Here is a 17790-nt window from a genome sequence, read left to right on the forward strand (position 1 = left end):
TGACCCCAAGCGAATACGTTAAAACCAAGCAGGTCAGACTGCCAGAAGCGGCCAGATTCTAGTTTTGAATCCCAGCAGAATTGGGGGGACGTCACCTGCCAGAAAGTTCTACTTATTGCTTGTCTCTTAAAAAGGGGAGCTTACGCCACCATCCTTCGCTTAGATCCTTTGATACTACGATTTCTTGGAAGGTAACCTTACCGGGAAGAGAGAGGTTTACTTGATAGCCTTCACTCTGATATACCCCGTTTCCACCTTGGACAAGGGTAGGCTTAATGGACCCCAGGGGTTTAAGCCCACATGCCTCGATGACTCTGGGGGTGATTACTGATCTGGTCGCGCCGGTGTCCCATAGGGCCGAATGTATTGATAAAGAGTTTCCCGGCTTATGCCGAACTCTTTTGCTAACTTTGTTTTGTTAGCGCCGCTTCTGCTTCTGTATCTGGAAGCGTCACCTTACGCACCCATTACCTGACCCGTTTACGTCACCCGTTACCTCACCCGTTACCGTAACGTTACCTCACCTGGGCGGTAGGGCTTTTTTGTTGTCTGGGGCGATTTTCATGTAATGGCGGCAAGCAGGGCGGCAAAATTCCCTGCTTAATGCCAACTGTGATACTAAAATTCTCTAATAGGAGAATATCAATCTATCTGGTTGGCGGCTCGGCAAAGCATTGTGGAGGTGCACATGAACGCACATTCTGATTCAACGGCACAGACAAACCACCCTCGGTCTAATTTGAGCTTCCAGGATATTCTGGAAACGGTGAGCCACGAACCGGGACAAGGTCGCCTGCTTGAGCAAATCGAAAAGATTGTAAGGGTCCAGCAGCGGGAACGCTTATATGTCATGCTGTCGGAAGTCACGGAAGACCAACTCCTGCCTGTGCTGGTCCTGCTCGAGCGCGATCTGCCACAGAGGGGAAAATGCAATACGGCCTATAACCGCTTCGTGATTCCATCCTGGAAAAAATACGACGACATCTATTGGCAATCGCTAATCGACTATACGATCCTCGCGCTTCGTACATTCAAGGAAATCGACTTCTGCGCCAGCCGGGGGAAGCTCGTGCTGCATTATTTTGATATTCCAGGTGGAACGCCACGGGTTCAGGATGTCATTAGAAGACTGGTCTGGCTGATCGGTAATGATCGTTTGTCCGTCGACTTTACACGATCCCGGTGGATGGAAAGCTGGCGCAATACTGTGGCGAGCATGAGCCGTGAGGAAGTATTCACGGCTGCCGGCATCCTCGAGATTGTCCCTAAATTGTTGCTCTAGTCCAGATTGGATGGCCCGGATCAGGATCTTTACACAAGGAACGTCAACTGGAGAACAGGACACTTGGGAGAAAGTAGAGATAACTCACGTTTGATCACTTTCATTTACGTCCCTGCCAGAAGCAAGGACAATGGATAAAAGCGGTCTGTTTCAGGTAGTCTCGCTTATGGGTAGCAGCAAGTGCCGCCCGTTGTTGCTGAGATCGGCGCGATTCACCGCCCTGTCCACCTTCCGTCAGACGAATTCTTCCGTAGGCAATGACCGGCTGTGCGCAATATGAGAGGCCTCTTCTACTGGCGTTTCTGAGTCCATCCAGCGCCTGGCATCCTCGGGCGCCAAAACAACAGACCTGCAGTCATGGATGTCCACCATTCCGCCTTCGCACTCCTCGGTGACGATCAAGGCGGCGGAAACAAAATTACTGGCTTGCGCTGGCTGCCTGATACGCTTAAGCATTAATATTTGAAGAGGTATTGCATCCCGAATAGGGGTTGCAATACCATTTTTCGACTGATAATTACGCCAGTAGCATTGTCAGAACACTTCTTGTGAGTACCTCTACAAATCGATTCCAAGGGGTAGATTGAGTTTAAATGTAGGGGCTGTAAGTAGATTAGCTTTGGACTTTGGACTTGTTCAGGGCCACGGCGGCGCGAATGAGAGCCTTCAACGCCTCCTCGTCTATTTTCTCATCCTCGTGGAAGTCAATGGCACGCCTTGTGTTCCCGTCAAGACTGGAGTTGAAGAGGCCCGAAGGATCCGTCAGAGCCGCCCCTTTAGCAAAGGTCATCTTTACGACGTTCTTGTAAGTCTCGCCTGTGCAGATCAACCCGTCGTGCGACCATACCGGAACCCCTCTCCACTTCCATTCCTCGACGATTTCGGGATCGGCTTCCTTGATTAAGGTGCGGAGCTGGCTGAGCATCTTGCCCCGCCAGTCGGCTAGCTCCTTGATTCTAGCGTCGATCAGCTGAGAAGGAGGCTTGCTTTCATGCGACCCGCTCTTCTTCATGCCTATTTTTCTTCCTTTTAAAAAAGGTTTACCACAAACCTGCCGTAGGCAATAAACGCGCGTATGGCAGCCACTATGCGAAGTTGCTCAACATTGTCTTTTTCATGAGGTGAATTCAATATTTCTCTAATCAAGGCCAGGTATTAGGACGAATCTTAGTAAACCGATTAAAGATAGAATTGTTTTCTCTGTCTTTTGAAATCAAAATATTTTTATATCTTATTTGAGTCTCCCATTAACGGCAAATCCGGCGGCTTGCGTCCGCGCAAAGGGGGCGCGCGCCGGGCACTGCCCAAAGGCTGCGCAAGCAGCGCCTGTTTGCCAGCGGTGTTTCAGTTTCATTCCAGAATAGCCCATTCGATCAGGCCGACTTCTAGGGAAGGAAGAAAGACATCATGGCTAGTAAAATTGAATAATATTAGAAGCTATGCGGACCATGAATACAGCGTCCTTAAGGATGAGGCAGATTATGTTGCAGCCGATGCGGGCGACCATTGTTCGTGTCACTCACCGAATCGCGCGGTGCAGAGCTTGGCTTCTCCACACCCGGAGACCCAAGTGCGCCACTTTTTAAACCAGAAATAAGAATGAAGAAAGCTGCCATCATTTTAACACTCGCCCTTTGTGGCTGCTTTGGACCGTATCACGGACAAACGCCAATGGTTGGGACTGATGGCACACCGTTTTATCTATTAAAAGGTGCGGCATCTTTTACTGAAAAAAGCAGGATTGATGCCGCGATTGACTTGGACACACGCTCCCTTGAGATTTGTCCAGCGGGATACCATCTTATCAATCGAGATATTCAGCCCGTAAATAATCCAGCAGGTTTTCATAGCGGCTCATATGACGTGCTTTGGCAAATAAAGTGCAAGAACCAAGAACAGCCAAAGCCCTAGCTGTTAAACATCGCTATAAAAACAAAGCCGCAGCGGGCAAAGACAATGGCGGCAAATATATGAAAAGATACGTGCATCCGTTCAGTTTCGTCAAAGTTGGTGATGGTGATGGTGATGTCGGCGATCAAACGGCGGGCTTATTTGATAGTGGCCAGATCGATCCAGCATCGAGCGAACCTGCGGTATCGCGGGGCTACTCCCATTCATAGTCGCAGCCGGGCGCGACGGCGTACACAGACAATTGTTGCAAGTAAGGAGACTGCGGTGGCCATAGCCATATCAAACAGCACGAACGGAATCCAGCTCAAGCTGATGGCCTACTCTAATTGCGACGACGTACAGTTGTTCTGGCGCGTCACGGTTGATGGCATCGCCGACTCGCCGATTCCCGGCTGCCTCGGCTTCATGATCGAGCGTCAGCGCATGCAGGACAACGGAGAATGGGCACCGGTCGAGATTCTGCGTAATCGCGTCGCATTCGTCGATCAGCCGGAGCCCGCGGCATTTGATGATCCGAAGGACCTTTCGCGGCCTTCGAATGTATGGCCTTTCCAACGTTATGAATGGACCGATCACGGCGCAAACAATGGCCAAACCCTACGCTATCGCATTTCTGCAATCATTCTACCGACTGACGGAACAGCGGGTACAACAGTGCTCACAGCGGTCGCTGATACGGGTTGGACGCAGAGCTTCCGCATTGATGCCGCAACTGGCAACGAGTTGGAGGCCTACTTTAACCGCGGTTTTGTCATGTCCCAGTTCGTCTCGCGGATCGCGCGTGAAAATGGCTGGAAGGCGCCCGATATCAAGGAGCACCTCAAGGAACTAGAGGAGCCGCTACGCCGATTTCTGTCGGGGGAGCTGCGCCTTTCGTTGCTCCGCCTTGTCGACGAGGTAATCGATAGCCCTCTGCTCGAACTCTATGGGGCACTATACGAACTGAGCGATAAGGAACTGATTGATCGCCTCCAGAAGGGCGGCACACGCGCCCACATCGTGCTCGCCAACGGCTCAAAAGGCGGCGACGAAAATGCCGAAGCAAGAGCAGCTTTGAAAAAGGCAAAAGTAGACGTCCACGATCGGTTGCTGGGCAACAAGGGGCTCGGCCACAACAAGTTCGTGGTGATAGTTCGAAAGAAGGATCAGCTGTCGCTTAAAGCATGGACCGGAAGCACAAACTGGACTCCCTCGGGTCTATGCACGCAAGTGAACAATGGATTGCTGATCAAGAACGGTGCTGTGGCGCAGATCTTTCTCGACCAATGGCATCGGCTGGCGGCCGCTGATGGCGATTTTCCGCCCGAGCTCGTGTCGAAAAATGCAGAGTCTCCGCGGAGCGTCGACAATCTGGATGTATGGTTCACGCGGGTCAGGAACAAATCGAAGAAGAACGCGGGATCGCCTGGAATCGACATTCAGGGGCTTATCGATTTAGTCAAGAGCGCTAAGTCGATGGTCCTCTACGTCATGTTCCAACCTGGCCCCGAGCCGCTAACGACCATTCTGCAGTCTACCGCACAGGTCTACACGCGCGGAGTCGTCAGCACCGTCATCGGCAGCAATGTTGAATATTTTTCGTTGAAAGGAATTGATACACAGTCGCGCAGCTACCGCACTGCGCTTATTCAGCCAGAAGGTGTGGCACGAGGGTTCTCGTCTTGGATCGCCGAGGTCACGCGCGCACAATTTCTGCCGCGAGACGGATACCCTGGGATCGGTCACGCTATTACACATTCCAAGATGATCGTCATTGACCCTTTTAGCGATGACTGCAAGGTCATTACTGGCTCGCATAATTTTTCAGGTTCGGCAAGCGAGCAGAACGATGACAACTTTGTGGTAGTGCACCGGAACAAGGCACTCGCAGAAGCTTATGCAGTCGCCTGCCTTGGCACCTATGAGCACTATGCGTGGCGTGCCTACGTGAAGGATCGCAAGGCCGCTGGCAAATCTGTCTGGTCTCACCTTTCGACAGATCCGTCGTGGCAACAGACCTATCTAACGACACAGCGCAAAGATCACCTCTCGCGTTGGTGCTGAACACTAGACTGGGGTTCTCGTCGTTGAAGTGAACGACCCTATCTCTCTTCCTGCCTCCGATATTCCTCTCTTTCGTCTCTTGGTGCGCCAAAAATGTGCCATCGCTTCCGATGTGCCACACTCTCCGCTGATTCGGTTTTCCCGTTGGTACACCTCCTCGATTGAATCATCCCGGCAATTTTGTACCCCTTTATAGCTGCTCATCTTATTGAGTTCGGTTTCGTAATCGGTAGGTCGGAGGTTCGACCCTTCCCCATTACATATAAAAAGCAAGCAAGCGTTTAAATGAACCATGCCAGCACCGCCTGCTCTCCGCCGTTTTCACCAACACAAACCGTACGTCGGCCGCGTAATTGCGTCGCAATCGCCTCGACGTCGTCGCGGCCGCTTTTGTTCGTTTTCATCCATGGTGAAGGTTTTCCTGTTCAATCGCCGTTTTATGAATAGGCCGTTCAGATTACGCAAAATTTTTCTAAGGAGTTACGGTTGTAATGTGTGGCCCCTAACATCTTTGTCGGCAAAGATTGCCGCTGGGACGTCAACGATAGTCAAGGTACTGCCGCCTTGAATAAGGGACACCTTGCTCTTCTAAAGGAAAAAATAATGCGAAATCTTATCTTTTCAATGTTGTTAGGCGCCAACGTTCTCGCGATCGCCGGAACGGCCCTGGCTGACGAATCCGATCACAAGGAGTCGCGAGGCGTCTTAAGCATCGCCGTATTCGGTGATTCCCCTTATGGCAATAACGACGCCGACACAGCCCAGTTTCTCGCGACCCCGGCGTTCATCAAGTCGATCAATGACGATTCCGACGTCTCCCTGGTCCTCCACGTCGGCGACATCCACTCCGGCAAGCAAACATGCAGCTTGGGCTACAACCAATCGATCTATGACATGTGGAAGGCTTTCAAGTCTCCCGTCGTATATACCCCCGGCGACAATGAGTGGACCGATTGCAACAAGAGCAAAGAAGGCGGTCTCGACCCGCTAGTCAACCTGGGTTATGTGCGTGATACCTTCTTTGCGACCCCTGGCCACGCCATTGCAGTTGACAAGCCGGTGTTGTCCCAGTCCCAGCACTACGATCCGAACTACCCTAAGGATGCCGAATACGTCGAAAACGTGATGTGGGAGCAGTCAAACGTCGTGTTCGTCACCCTGAACGTTCCAGGCGGCTCGAACAATGATGAAGACAACTGGTATGGTATCGATCGCACGCAACCGCAGACCGATGAAATTTTGAATCGCACCGGCGCCGATCTGCGCTGGCTCGACAAAGCCTTCGCCCTTGCCAAGGCCAGCCACGCCAAAGCCATGGTCATCCAGCTTCAGGCCGACATGTGGGATCTCGACGGCAATCAGCCCAGCCACATCGGCGCGTATCGGCAGTTCATCGACAGCATAGCATTGCACACCACGAACTTCGGCAAGCCGGTGCTGCTCTTGAATGGCGATTCCCATGGCTACCGTTCGGATAACCCTCTGCTCAAGGGCGCTCCTTGTGTTACAGAAAAAATAGGAAGTCAGTCGACGGAAGTGGCTTGCACCAACGATGCCTATAACAATCAGCCTAACGGTTACAGCGTAAAAAACTTCCACCGCATAACCGTGCACGGCAGCAACAGCGTCGATAACCCCAACATGGAGTGGCTCAAGCTCAATGTTGACCGGGATGATAGTGATGACCACGCTAGTGCTAGTTCATTCGGGCCCTTCAGTTGGAAGCGCATGGTCCAGGCGTTACCTCCGAAGCCGAAGCCTTAAGTTGTCCGTTCGGTCCCGGAACTCACGCTGTTTAAGTCCGTCTGCTTGATTTTGGTTAACAGCTGCTTTCAACAAATTTAAAGAGGGAGCTTCGGGTCGGAAACCAACCATCGCGACAGGCAGATCTTGGCGAAGTTAACATGCCATAACCAACTAGCGGATGAATGAAGGAATAGCCAAAAAAAAACGGACTCTAGCAAAGCTCAAGCCGAACGCATAGTTCGCGCCCTGCTTGAGGTAATCTCGAAACGCTTAAAAAGGGAGAGTCTATGACGTTGCCCGGTTTTGGCACTTTTGAAGTGTGTGCGAGCGTGCCGCCCGTGCCGGCCGCATCCCAAAACCGGGGAAGAATTGGAAGATTGCCGCATCTAAGGTTCCAGCATTCAAGCCAGCGGCAATGCTAAAGGCTGCTGTGGACGGCAGCGGAAAATGAAAAGCCGGCAGGCCGACTGCAAGCGCTGCAGGAGTGATTAACCCTTGTCGATTTCGATGAGGTTGCCGTCCTCATCAACCTTGATCTCAATCTTCGAGCCGTCGGTTTTTCTTACATCGGCTTCATAAATCGGTGTCATCTTGCCACCGATCATTTTGCTTTCTTTCTCGATCTCTTCGATCTCTCCGCCACCTGCATTTTCAGTTATCGTTTTCTGCACCATTGCCGGAACATCAGACCATTGAACTTTTTCATTCACGATCCCTGTGGCGTTGGGGTGGGACGAGATCCCTGCGGCGTTGGGGTGGGACGAGATCCCTATGGCGTCGGGGTGGGACGAGATCCCTATGGCGTTGGGGTGGGATGAGATCCCTGTAGCGTCGGGGTGGGACGAGATCCCTGTGGCGTTGGGGTGGGACGAGACCCCTGTGGCGTTGGGGTTGGACGAGATCCCCGCGGCGTTGGGGTGGGACGAGATCCCTGTGGCGTCGGGGTGGGACGAGATGCCCGTGGCGTTGGGATGGGACGAGATCCCTCGGGCGTTGGGGTGGGACGAGATCCCTGTGGCGTTGGGGCTGGACGAGATCCCTGTGGCGTGGAGGTCGAATGAGATGAAAAATAGGGGTATAAGGGGGAATAATCTTACTATCAAGCGCTTCAAACGAGAATTACTGATTGAACCATAATAATCGTTATCCTTCTTCACTCCTGCTTCCGCAACAGTTTGAGGCTTATCGCCGCCATTCGTAGCTATTCCCGAGGACGCTAATAATTCGTTAATCACTTTTTATACATGTTATATGTGAAAAGGGCCGCCCCTTGGTAGGTTTGGCTAAGAGAGGCTGGCGAAGGCTAGCAAACGGGAGACGGAAAGATTTTCGCAAGTGCGAAAATCTCCGGAAAAGGGTAAAGAGGCCGATTTATCGGTCCGCGACGAATTTCAGGACGTTTCCATTGATGCAATAACGCTTGTGGCTGGGCGGCGGTCCGTCATTGAACAGATGGCCGAGATGAATGCCGGAGCTTGCACTACGCACTTCGACTCGCCTCATGCCGTGCGAGTTGTCTTCGTGCAGGGTAACGGCGCCTTCCACGGGATCGAAGAAACTGGGCCACCCCGTTCCGCTTTCAAATTTGGTATTGCTGTAAAAGAGCGTTGCGCCTGTGACAGGGTCGACAAATCTTCCAGGACGCTTTTCATCCAGATTGGACGCGGTAAAAGGAGGCTCGGTGCCTTGCTGGAAGGCGATTTTCTGCTGTTCGGGAGACAGCAGCTGAAAACCCAGCCATTTCCAGAAATTGGATTTCTCGCCGTTGTACCCCGTGTAGCGGGCGGCCTCCTTGCCGTCCTTGAACAGCACGATGGTGGGTGCCGCGAACAAGGGCTTTTCCAATGTCCAGCCGCTGGGCGGATTTGAGTTCAATGTCCTGGCAATTGGCACTTCCGCTTGCCAGTGGCTCATTATGTCCTTCTCGAAGCGCTCGCAAAATTCGCAATGCTCGGCCTCGAATGCAACCAACTGTCGCGCGAGGTTCAGATCGCTGCTCTTCAGGGGCTGCGCTGCCATGTTGGATGTTGCTGACGCCGCAGAGGTCCCGGAGGAGATGGAGGATGTGTCCGCCTGCGCAACTTTGCTGGCTGAATCGGGGTATTTCACTCCGGTGCCACCCAGGCCGCAATAGCCATCGGGGTTCTTTTTCAGATAGTTCTGGTGGTATTCCTCAGCAGTAATGTAATTCTTGAGCGGCAAGATTTCTGTGGTGATCCTGCCGTAACCCGCAGCATCGAGTGCTTTTTGATAAGCGGCCTGGGTTGCCAGTCCCGCAGTCTTCTGGTTCGCATCATGGTAATAGATGGCACTGCGATAATTGCTGCCGACATCGTTCCCCTGGCGGTCGCCTTGAGTGGGATTATGGCTCTCCCAGAATTTGCCTAGCACTGTTTCCAGGTTTACCTTGGCTGGATTGAAAATCACCTTGACCACTTCCGCATGATTGCGCGCCGTAGTTTTACCGGTATGAAGCGCTCTCTCGTGATTCAGAATGTCCTGGTAACCGGCGCCGGGAAGATCGCCACCCGCATAGCCGCTTTCCACGTCGACAACACCGGGAATTTCTCCCATGCGCTTTTCCGCACCCCAGAAGCAACCCATGCCCAGAACGATGTAATCCGTCGCTTGGCGGTGCGTCGTGGTTTTCTCCATTGCATATGCTCCTATAATAACGCTCAAGCCTGCTGCCATGGCTATAACCCCTTTCATTTCAGGGCATCTCCATAAATCCACATCGTAAAATCCCGATCTCGTTTTGTAATACTTTTGTAATACTTGAATACCGTATCTTTCAAGAAATTCTGTCGCTTACCGTTAAACCAGGCGATGCCAAGCGCATGCTTAGTACATCCGTCGATCTTATCGATGGGTACATCTTCATGTTACTTGTTCTGCTCGCACATGGATGGAGGAAGGGAGCGCACATTTCTTGGAATTTGAAACCTGAAATGAAAATAAATTCCCCCTTGGCTATAACGAAAAAATAATTTAGGCTTCCCCTCTTTTGTTTGGCTTGTTTCCGCCTGATCGCGTGCCTTGTGGCGCCCCGTCTTCTTAATGTCGTCACATTCGGGACCGGATATAGCCTTGGCTATGGTTAACCCCAAGTAGTATCCTTCGCATATGGATATAAAAACTTACGCACCTCTGGCTAGATTTATAGATCACCTGCTCGACGCTATTTGCATTGTTGATAGAGAGGGGCGTTTTATCTTTGTCAGTGCAGCATGCGAGCGTATTTTTGGCTACACACCGAAAGAAATGATTGGCAAGGCTATGTTAGAGATGGTGGTACCCGAGGATCGAGCGATAACTCTCCAGGCGGCCAATGAAATCATGTCAGGGCATCCCAAACTTGATTTTGAGAACCGCTATATACGGAAGGACGGACAAGTGGTGCACATTATGTGGTCAGCCCGCTGGTCGGAAGCCGATCGGTTGAGGATTGCTGTTGCCCGAGACGTCACCGGGCGCAAGCAGGCTGAATCAATGCAGGCGGCGCTCTACGCCATTTCTGAAGCCGCGCATAATGCGGAGGATCTGCCCTCTTTGTTTCAGCTAATTCATCAAATAGTCGGCAAGCTGCTGTCAGCAACTAATTTTTCCGTGGCGATGTACGATGAGAGCAATGATCAGCTGAGCTTTCCCTATTACACCGGTGACTGCGGCGAGGCGTCCGAACTGCAGCAAACAGCCGTAGGTACCCTCTGTGCAGAAGTCATTCGTACCAGGCAGCCCCTGTTGCTGGGGCCTGAGTCGCTGGCCACCTTTCCCGAGGAATTAAGAGCTATCAAGGATAGCAATGTGGTGTGCTGGCTGGTCGTCCCGCTCAACTCTCATAAGGGTACTATTGGTGCCCTGATTTTGAAAGGCCACTCGGACGGAGCACGCTACACCAAAAAGGACAAGGAACTGCTGCAATTCGTCGCTACTCAAGTTGCCACTGCTATCGAGCGAAAACAGTTACACGCCCGACTAACGCACATGGCGCAATACGACAGCTTGACCGGGCTACCCAACCGAGGACTTTTGTATGATCGCCTGAAAATGGCCCTCGCAAGAACACGACGGGAACAAGGACAAATGGCCGTGCTCTACCTGGACTTGAACAATTTCAAACAAGTCAACGACTCTCTGGGTCATGCTGCAGGAGATGAGTTGCTGCAGAAGGTTGCCAATCGCCTAAAGCAGTGCATGCGCGATATGGATACGGTCGCGCGCATGGGCGGCGATGAGTTTGTGGTGCTGCTCGAAAACATCCAGTTGCCTGAGCACGCCTCGAATATGGCCAAAAAAATCCGCAGTGCTATCAGCCAACCCATCAAAATAGAGGGCTGCAGCTTGTGCATACTACCGAGCATAGGAATTGCACTCTACCCTGATCATGGTGACGAGGCGCAACAACTTCTCAGACATGCTGACGAGGCCATGTATTTTGAGAAAAAGAACAGTGATAACCGCTTTGCAAAGGGCGCTTATAACGGCGTCCGCACGAAATCGGCATCATAAAAGAGAGGTTTATCAGTGAGGTATCCGGGAGCGATTACGAAGTATAAGGCCCTTCCGGATGAATTCTTGCCGTCAGCGAGGCCGACTCTCAAGTTTAATTAACTGTCGAGAGAAGATTAACCCTTATTTTATGTTCCCCGGCGGGCGGGCTGTTCAGCGTTATTTCCCAATTAGTAATGTCAGCAGGGTTAATACCATAAAGCGGTCCCATTGCAACCTGGCAGTGGTCAATATACGCGTTAGGACGTGTTCCAGGTGTTCCAGGAGGTACGGAAGGGCAAGTTGTATAAATCCAGAGTACTGATCGTCCAGCTTTTGGCAAGCTATAAGCTTGCTGCCAAATTTTCCCATCCTTTGTCGTCAGCATGAAGACAACCGCGTCGGGAGAGGGGTTCACATAGCTGTTAGTAACTTCGAGGGTGAAGCCGCCCCCTGATCCATCAATCGGGGCGGCAATGGAGAGGCGATCTCCGACGCCTGCTGAGCTAATGTCTGCAATCACCCCATCAGAAGAAAAGCTGCGCTCCAGCCATCGCGCCTGCCCGGTGGTTCCAAACGTGTTGGCCGCCCGGACTAAAGAAGTTGCGACAATGGTATCAATGCTGCCAAGGAAAACAGCATGCTCTCCTTGCCCAAGATTATTGAAGAACAACTCCCATGCTTTAATCCGGCTGAGGTCAAATCTGCCTGTCGGCCCCCAGGCCGCCATCGTCCAGCCCTTCCCGTCGGGAGCCAGGGGAAACCTGTATGGCGAAACGAGATTGCGATCGTCCGCATAGTTCATCAACGAGCCAGACTCTCTAACCACATCCAGCGGCCTACCTTGTTGCCAGATGCTGCCATCCTCCATGGTAAGGCTCATGATCAAGGCGTTCGGATCCAGATTTAGATCAGCATTCACTAAAGCCACAATTTGGTTGTTGCCGTTGGCTGTCAAATCGAAATAGGTTTGTGCTTCCTTGCGCAATGACACGGTTTCCCATGGGTCACCTTCCGAACGGTAGACCGCCTTTAGAAACCCATATGGATCATAAGACGTCGGCTGCTTGCGTATGTGATATAACCAATCGGTATCGCCGTCGGCCGGGTTCCAGTCAGCATGACGGAATAGGATACTTCCATCCCCATTGAAAAAATTTACCCCGAACGGCTCGGCAGCATTCTTATCTTGTGGCGCGTCGTAATTACCCTTCATGTACACGGCACGAAAGTTAATGTGATGGTTATTATTGGGAGGCAGATCAGCCAGGATAACTTCCCATGAGGCAACCTTGCCAAGGTCGAACATACCCTCCGGCCCCCACTGGGCACGGGCAAACGCGTCCTCCTTAATCGGGAATGCTCCTGTTTGCCATACGTTATTTGCCAGCACCTTGGGCTGGTCCCAGATACTGCCGTCCTGCATGGTCAGGCGCAGTACGACACTGACAAAGGGATTGCTCGTCACGTATAGTGGGCGGGCAACAAGCTGCATTTCCTGTGTTTGCCGCAGGTCAAGTTGTTCCCCGGCAAGGCTTTTTATCGAGACGATTTCCCAAGGATCGTCCCCGACAGAAAAGCTCCCGGCAACATTCGCTCCAAAAAAATCCAAAAGGTAGGGGTCGGTACCGACCCACATACCATCGACTCCAATGGCTTCCCAGTGTGTATCGCCATCTGCCGGGTTCCAGTCATTTTGAAGAAACTGTACTGTATTCGTCGAATCAATGTACTTGAGGGCTTTCAGCGTGGTTGCCTGCGAGGGTAAGGCGAGCACTAAACTTGAGGTCATAATCAAAAGCCGAATCTGCGAGATATCCATATCTTGTTGCTCCGTATTTGTATTGTTACCTACAGGAAAAGCAACCTCGGGTGCCTAAAATAATCGTAGCTCAAATTTTTCATAAAGCAAGGAAATGAGTATTGTTTAAACAATTGATTATAATTATAAAAATACGAAATAGACCATGGTTTTATCTTACGCTCCATCGGTACCCGATACCGAATTCATGTGATGCCGCGCCGTGCCCGCCTTGCTTTCGCACATACATCTCTACACATCATCCAACGCGGCAACAATCTTAAGCTTGCTGCTGCGCCGGACCCGAACCTTGCCGAGAAGAGTTCAGGAAGAACAAGCGCTCATGAGTTCCCGGACCTGTAAGAATAGAAACCTAAGAGGCCGAGCCTGTGATGATCTGAATTGCTACCAGCGCGATCGTCTCCGGCGTTTCATTGAAAAATAACGGATAAGCTCCGCCGCGAAAGCCCCGGCTGTCTGACTTATCCTTTCAAACAGTGTAATGTCATATATTATTATGCGTTCCAAATAATCTAAGCCAAATGTTTTGTCCGGACAATCGGAACCGTTTGTGTACCTGTCCGGAGATATTTGCAAACACTTCCGCAACATATTCCGAATCCAGACTTAGATTGTCTGCCGCAACATCGGCAAGCACTGACGCTGCCGTCCTGACAGGGGCTGGAACTATTGGGTCATTAAAGACATCCTCTGGTTCGAAACTGGCATGGCGTAGTCTTCTATCCAAAAAATTTTGGCTGAAGTCAATCAAACGAGCAGGATCGAGCCTTTTGACCAAGCCCAGGTGGAGGGCGATTCTGCTGATCTGTTTGTAAGGGTCCGCCAAAAGGAGATCGTAGTCGACCAGCACGCGAGGCGCTCCCTGGGTAAGCAGCACTGACGGAAGAACATGATCAAGCCAAAGATTATGGCATTTCTCAGGGGGGAAATTGTTCCTTTTTCTTAGCGACTTCGCGACACTGAGCGGATTTCTCAGTGCAATGACATACGAGACGTCAACTTGCAGTTCTTCAAAAATACCTTGCCAGAATGGCAAGGTGCGGCATATACGGGGATCTTTAACGCCAAAATACTCTACAGTTTCCAATCGCGATCCGAGCACTTCAATGGCGCGCAGCCGGAGAGGAGTATTTTTTTTGTGAAGGAGTTCGTTTTTTGGCACAGACGCGGGGGTATGCCAACGGAGGGGACGATTCAGAGAGCGATATAAGGCCTTATTAATGGCATGTATATCGGTATCCTCGAAAAATCCTTTCTCGTTATTCGGTGCCGGCGGCAGCAGACGGTTTCCCAGATCGACATCCATGACCATAAGTCCGCGAGTAATAGCGCTTGTACCGCTTCTATGCATACCCAGGACGACAATAATGGATTTTCCGCATCTCATCGGTGTATTTTGGACACATGCCGTGGAAGTCGCACTCATTTAAATATCCTTTTCATGGGCTAAATATAGATACCGGGCTGTTGTTCAGATCCTGAATTCCCGCCTTAGGGGCACCACAACCGCATGGCGTATATCAAACCGCTGTTCCAGCGTTGTGCCTCATCCTTTATTGCGCTCCCAATGTTTCTCACGCATCTGCCTCATCTGTTCCTGCTGCGTGTCAGTCAGTACCTGCCGAATCTCGTTACGTACCTTGCTACGCGCGACGATCAGCTCGGCCATCAGATTTCCTCGTTCCCGCGCCAATTCCTGTACTTGGCCATCATCAATCTTGACGCTCTGCCCGAGTTCTCGTAATGCCTTGCGATTCGTCCGCATTTTTTCCTTTAAGTCCGCGATTTGAGGTTTTGATTTTTCCATAACTGTTTTAACCGATATCCGCTGTTCGGTAGTAAGCTTGAGGCGATCGGCCATTCGTTCCAGAAAACGCCCCTGATCCTTCATCATTTTGGAATGCGCGCCAGGGCCGCATCCACGCGATCCATTTCCAGAGTAAGTGTCCTGATTCGGATCGGCCAAAGCGATGCTGCTGGCTAACAATCCGCTGATTAGCGAAATTTTCGTGACGGTCTTCATTGGTTGATTCCTCGTAATGGTGTTGGTTACGAATATCAGCCGGTCTGGTGGGTAGACAGGCGCCCATACGGCATGAACAAAGAATAAGATCAAGCCGTGTCAAGATGGGTGATGGAAGCGTAAATTTATGTAAAGAAATCAGCGCTCTCTATATTTGTTTGCTTCAATTTGGCAATATCTGAAACGAAATGAATGACCGGGGTGATCCATAAAGTGGTTCGTAACAGGCTTGATTCCCAAGAAAAGATGGCGCGCATACTTCTGGCGGATGACGATATCGAATTAAGCGACATGCTCATCGATTACCTTGACAAAGAGGGGTTTGAGGTCGACGTGGCTCATGATGGCAACGCCGCTTTAGAAAAGGCGCTGGCTAACCAATACGATTTATTGATACTCGACGTCATGATGCCGAATAGGAACGGGTTCGACGTATTACGCGAACTGCGTACGCAATCTTCACTTCCCGTGCTGATGTTAACGGCGCGCGGGGATGACGTTGACAGCGTCGTAGGGCTTGAACTCGGTGCGGATGACTATCTGGCCAAACCGTCCAATCCGCGTGTAATGGTGGCGCGGATTCGCGCAATTTTGAGAAGAGCGGAGACGCAAGGAGAGTTGCATGGTGTCAACGAGCCACCCGACAGGATTGCACAGCATGACCTGGTTATGCATATTGGCTCACGCACCGTGCTGTGCGCAGGTAAACCCATACCCATGACCAGCACGGAATTCAGTCTGTTGGAGGTGCTGCTGCGAGAAGCCGGTCACATCGTATCGAAAGCGAAGCTGTCCGAGCAGGCGCTTGGCCGTAAATTGAGCCGTTACGATCGCAGTCTTGACATGCATGTAAGCAATCTGCGTAAGAAGCTGGGTCCGTTACCCAACGGCCAGGAGCGGATTAAAACAGTGCGCGGCGTCGGTTACATCTATTCATTACCCTGACCGTGCACAGACTTTTCTGGAAAATATTCCTCTCCTTTTGGCTGACGCTTGCCATTTTCGCCGCAGCGCTTATGTTCGCTGCCTCCAGTTATCTCGAACATACCCGGACACAGCAGGATATCGGCAGCATGCGGACGCGTCTGTCGAAATACTTCGACCAGGGTCAAGCCGTCGCAAAGCAGGAAGGTATCGCAGGCCTCAAGGAATGGTTGGATCAGTTAGACCGTAGCGAAGCAATCCCTATTCTCCTGATCAATGAGGCAGGTCGGGACCTGCTTGGGCGAGAGGTTCCCGCTTACATCATTACAAGATTGGATCGAAGGCGGCAACGGGCTGAACAAAATGAACAAAGATGGCTTCATCACCAGCAGCCCATTCGCCTGGCTGATGGGAGTTCCTTTCACATGGTGCCGGATTTTCAGAGCATTACGCTGCGCAGGGTTTTGCAGCGGCCAAGAGTCATTGCGCTACCCATGGCTATCGCCGCCCTGGTAAGTGTGCTGGCTTGCCTGATACTCGGCCGCTATTTGACCTTTCCGCTGGAGCGCCTGCGACGTGCCACCCAGCACATCGCGGCCGGTGACCTTACTCAGCGTGTTGTTCCATCCATGAGGGGCCGGCGGGATGAAATTGCAGAGCTGGCAGGCGCGTTCGATAAAATGGCTGAACGGCTCGAGAAAGTGTTTAGCGCTCAACGCCAGCTACTGAGCGATGTTTCCCATGAATTGCGCTCTCCGCTCGCGCGCTTGCAAGTCGCGTTGGGGCTTGCCCGGCAGCGATCTAACGGCCAGGCAGAAAAAGAGCTTGACCGCATCGAGCTTGAAATAGAACGCCTGAATGAGTTGGTCAGCCACCTCCTCGAGTTCTCTCGCCTGCAAGCCGGCGTGGATGCGGCCCATATCGAGCAGGTGGATATACGGGAACTGCTCGAGGGACTTATAGAGGATGCGCAATTTGAAGCAGAGTCGAAGGATTGCAAGGTCAGATTGAGAACATCCTTTCCGGCGATCGTTAAGGCAAATGCGACACTGCTTTACAGCGCGATTGAAAACGTCGTTCGCAACGCCATCAAATATACAAAACGGGGTACGGCAGTGGAAATAAGCATGCTGGCGGATGCAGGAAATGAGCAGGGTATCATTATTCAGGTACGCGATCATGGACCAGGTGTGCCCAATGAAATGCTGCCCCATCTTTTTGAACCATTCACAAGAGTGGAGAAAGCGAGAGACCGCCTAAGCGGTGGATACGGGCTCGGGTTAGCCATTGCTGATCGGGCTATCCGATTGTATGGTGGCGATATCACGGCAAGAAACGACCCCGATGAAGGGTTGAATATTCATATCCGCTTACAGCTCGTCAAGGTTTAACGAGAATTTAACGGCGCGGCCGCTTCCCTCCTCGCATACAAGGGCTGGGCCACGGCAGGACGTTATTGTTGAGAAGTGAGGCAGTAGCTCAGCCTTGAGCTGACAGATAGACAGCTAGAGTGCCCAGAACTTCTAAATGGGAATCATTAGCTTGCAA

At 51.6% G+C, this 17790-nt stretch carries 19 protein-coding genes and 1 pseudogene; 10 read left to right on the top strand and 10 right to left on the bottom strand.

What is annotated here, in order from left to right; translation table 11 throughout:
* Nucleotides 1-112: 112 nt before the first annotated feature.
* Both BMX00_RS15145 and BMX00_RS15150 read right to left on the bottom strand, forming a co-directional pair.
* Nucleotides 113-367, bottom strand: a complete 255-nt coding sequence (locus tag BMX00_RS15145) for a retropepsin-like aspartic protease (RefSeq protein ID WP_090829387.1) — start codon at nucleotides 365-367, stop codon at nucleotides 113-115.
* Nucleotides 325-423, bottom strand: a pseudogene (locus tag BMX00_RS15150) (helix-turn-helix domain-containing protein); the annotation flags it as partial. The pseudogene BMX00_RS15150 and the gene BMX00_RS15145, both read right to left, overlap by 43 nt.
* Nucleotides 424-688: 265 nt before the next feature.
* On the opposite strand from BMX00_RS15150, the gene BMX00_RS12405 reads away from it, so the two are divergent.
* The gene (locus BMX00_RS12405; protein ID WP_090829340.1) at nucleotides 689-1282 is read left to right on the top strand and encodes a hypothetical protein; all 594 of its coding nucleotides are present in this window, start codon (nucleotides 689-691) and stop codon (nucleotides 1280-1282) included.
* A gap of 234 nt (nucleotides 1283-1516) precedes the next feature.
* Here the strand turns inward: BMX00_RS12405 and BMX00_RS12410 are convergent, their stop codons facing one another.
* Together BMX00_RS12410 and BMX00_RS12415 are read right to left on the bottom strand one after the other, a co-directional pair.
* Nucleotides 1517-1738, bottom strand: a complete 222-nt coding sequence (locus tag BMX00_RS12410; protein ID WP_090829341.1) for an SOS response-associated peptidase family protein — start codon at nucleotides 1736-1738, stop codon at nucleotides 1517-1519.
* Between the two features lie 157 nt (nucleotides 1739-1895).
* The gene (locus tag BMX00_RS12415) at nucleotides 1896-2294 is read right to left on the bottom strand and encodes a DUF1801 domain-containing protein (protein WP_090829342.1); all 399 of its coding nucleotides are present in this window, start codon (nucleotides 2292-2294) and stop codon (nucleotides 1896-1898) included.
* Between the two features lie 500 nt (nucleotides 2295-2794).
* On the opposite strand from BMX00_RS12415, the gene BMX00_RS12420 reads away from it, so the two are divergent.
* The 3 genes from BMX00_RS12420 to BMX00_RS12425 are packed head-to-tail and all read left to right on the top strand — an operon-like array spanning nucleotide 2795 to nucleotide 5236.
* Entirely contained in the window at nucleotides 2795-3193 is a 399-nt protein-coding gene (locus BMX00_RS12420) for a hypothetical protein (protein ID WP_143053101.1), read from the top strand.
* Complete coding sequence (locus BMX00_RS14605; RefSeq protein ID WP_177171858.1) at nucleotides 3163-3402, top strand: hypothetical protein; 240 nt, start codon at nucleotides 3163-3165, stop codon at nucleotides 3400-3402. Before BMX00_RS12420 ends, BMX00_RS14605 begins: the two co-directional genes overlap by 31 nt.
* Nucleotides 3403-3457: 55 nt before the next feature.
* Nucleotides 3458-5236, top strand: a complete 1779-nt coding sequence (locus BMX00_RS12425; protein WP_177171859.1) for a phospholipase D-like domain-containing protein — start codon at nucleotides 3458-3460, stop codon at nucleotides 5234-5236.
* Between the two features lie 281 nt (nucleotides 5237-5517).
* On the opposite strand, the gene BMX00_RS15000 is transcribed toward BMX00_RS12425, so the two are convergent.
* Nucleotides 5518-5640: a hypothetical protein gene (locus tag BMX00_RS15000; RefSeq protein WP_281245910.1), complete on the bottom strand. Its 123-nt coding sequence runs from the start codon at nucleotides 5638-5640 to the stop codon at nucleotides 5518-5520.
* A 199-nt stretch (nucleotides 5641-5839) separates the two neighbouring features.
* Between BMX00_RS15000 and BMX00_RS12430 the strand changes: the two genes are divergently transcribed.
* Nucleotides 5840-7000: a metallophosphoesterase gene (locus tag BMX00_RS12430; protein WP_245728052.1), complete on the top strand. Its 1161-nt coding sequence runs from the start codon at nucleotides 5840-5842 to the stop codon at nucleotides 6998-7000.
* 301 nt (nucleotides 7001-7301) lie between these two features.
* Nucleotides 7302-7433 (top strand): HU family DNA-binding protein, encoded by a 132-nt coding sequence (locus tag BMX00_RS15155; RefSeq protein ID WP_425433902.1) that lies wholly within the window; start codon nucleotides 7302-7304, stop codon nucleotides 7431-7433.
* Between the two features lie 37 nt (nucleotides 7434-7470).
* Here the strand turns inward: BMX00_RS15155 and BMX00_RS12440 are convergent, their stop codons facing one another.
* Nucleotides 7471-7692, bottom strand: coding sequence for a hypothetical protein (locus tag BMX00_RS12440; RefSeq protein ID WP_143053103.1), 222 nt, complete (start codon nucleotides 7690-7692; stop codon nucleotides 7471-7473).
* A 7-nt stretch (nucleotides 7693-7699) separates the two neighbouring features.
* Between BMX00_RS12440 and BMX00_RS12445 the strand changes: the two genes are divergently transcribed.
* The gene (locus BMX00_RS12445; RefSeq protein WP_090829346.1) at nucleotides 7700-8119 is read left to right on the top strand and encodes a hypothetical protein; all 420 of its coding nucleotides are present in this window, start codon (nucleotides 7700-7702) and stop codon (nucleotides 8117-8119) included.
* Between the two features lie 234 nt (nucleotides 8120-8353).
* Here the strand turns inward: BMX00_RS12445 and msrA are convergent, their stop codons facing one another.
* Entirely contained in the window at nucleotides 8354-9694 is a 1341-nt protein-coding gene (gene msrA, locus BMX00_RS12450; protein ID WP_090829347.1) for a peptide-methionine (S)-S-oxide reductase MsrA, read from the bottom strand.
* Between the two features lie 414 nt (nucleotides 9695-10108).
* On the opposite strand from msrA, the gene BMX00_RS12455 reads away from it, so the two are divergent.
* Nucleotides 10109-11494 (top strand): sensor domain-containing protein, encoded by a 1386-nt coding sequence (locus tag BMX00_RS12455; protein ID WP_090829348.1) that lies wholly within the window; start codon nucleotides 10109-10111, stop codon nucleotides 11492-11494.
* A gap of 94 nt (nucleotides 11495-11588) precedes the next feature.
* Here BMX00_RS12455 and BMX00_RS12460 read toward each other — a convergent pair whose 3' ends face one another.
* The 3 genes from BMX00_RS12460 to BMX00_RS12470 all read right to left on the bottom strand — a co-directional run bounded on the left by BMX00_RS12460 (nucleotide 11589) and on the right by BMX00_RS12470 (nucleotide 15318).
* The gene (locus BMX00_RS12460; RefSeq protein WP_143053104.1) at nucleotides 11589-13265 is read right to left on the bottom strand and encodes a hypothetical protein; all 1677 of its coding nucleotides are present in this window, start codon (nucleotides 13263-13265) and stop codon (nucleotides 11589-11591) included.
* Between the two features lie 514 nt (nucleotides 13266-13779).
* Nucleotides 13780-14721 carry a sulfotransferase family protein gene (locus tag BMX00_RS12465; RefSeq protein ID WP_143053105.1) on the bottom strand — a complete coding sequence of 314 codons (942 nt, stop codon included), beginning with the start codon at nucleotides 14719-14721 and terminating at the stop codon, nucleotides 13780-13782.
* Nucleotides 14722-14841: 120 nt separating this feature from the next.
* Entirely contained in the window at nucleotides 14842-15318 is a 477-nt protein-coding gene (locus BMX00_RS12470; protein WP_090829351.1) for a Spy/CpxP family protein refolding chaperone, read from the bottom strand.
* A gap of 192 nt (nucleotides 15319-15510) precedes the next feature.
* Between BMX00_RS12470 and BMX00_RS12475 the strand changes: the two genes are divergently transcribed.
* Both BMX00_RS12475 and BMX00_RS12480 read left to right on the top strand, forming a co-directional pair.
* Complete coding sequence (locus BMX00_RS12475) at nucleotides 15511-16263, top strand: response regulator transcription factor (protein WP_342707159.1); 753 nt, start codon at nucleotides 15511-15513, stop codon at nucleotides 16261-16263.
* 2 nt (nucleotides 16264-16265) lie between these two features.
* A complete protein-coding gene (locus BMX00_RS12480; protein WP_090829352.1) occupies nucleotides 16266-17633 on the top strand; it encodes an ATP-binding protein in 1368 nt (455 codons plus the stop codon).
* Nucleotides 17634-17790: the final 157 nt, after the last annotated feature.

The organism is Nitrosovibrio tenuis (genome assembly GCF_900109785.1).
Taxonomy (GTDB): Bacteria; Pseudomonadota; Gammaproteobacteria; order Burkholderiales; family Nitrosomonadaceae; genus Nitrosospira; species Nitrosospira tenuis_A.

Bases quoted from the DNA above. Each gene is read 5' to 3' on its own strand.
- BMX00_RS12405 (WP_090829340.1), top strand. From the start codon at position 689: ATGAACGCACATTCTGATTCAACGGCACAGACAAACCACCCTCGGTCT.
- BMX00_RS12410 (WP_090829341.1), bottom strand. From the start codon at position 1,738: ATGCTTAAGCGTATCAGGCAGCCAGCGCAAGCCAGTAATTTTGTTTCC.
- BMX00_RS12415 (WP_090829342.1), bottom strand. From the start codon at position 2,294: ATGAAGAAGAGCGGGTCGCATGAAAGCAAGCCTCCTTCTCAGCTGATC.
- BMX00_RS15000 (WP_281245910.1), bottom strand. From the start codon at position 5,640: ATGAAAACGAACAAAAGCGGCCGCGACGACGTCGAGGCGATTGCGACG.
- BMX00_RS12430 (WP_245728052.1), top strand. From the start codon at position 5,840: ATGCGAAATCTTATCTTTTCAATGTTGTTAGGCGCCAACGTTCTCGCG.
- msrA (WP_090829347.1), bottom strand. From the start codon at position 9,694: ATGAAAGGGGTTATAGCCATGGCAGCAGGCTTGAGCGTTATTATAGGA.
- BMX00_RS12455 (WP_090829348.1), top strand. From the start codon at position 10,109: ATGGATATAAAAACTTACGCACCTCTGGCTAGATTTATAGATCACCTG.
- BMX00_RS12460 (WP_143053104.1), bottom strand. From the start codon at position 13,265: ATGACCTCAAGTTTAGTGCTCGCCTTACCCTCGCAGGCAACCACGCTG.
- BMX00_RS12465 (WP_143053105.1), bottom strand. From the start codon at position 14,721: ATGAGTGCGACTTCCACGGCATGTGTCCAAAATACACCGATGAGATGC.
- BMX00_RS12470 (WP_090829351.1), bottom strand. From the start codon at position 15,318: ATGAAGACCGTCACGAAAATTTCGCTAATCAGCGGATTGTTAGCCAGC.
- BMX00_RS12475 (WP_342707159.1), top strand. From the start codon at position 15,511: ATGACCGGGGTGATCCATAAAGTGGTTCGTAACAGGCTTGATTCCCAA.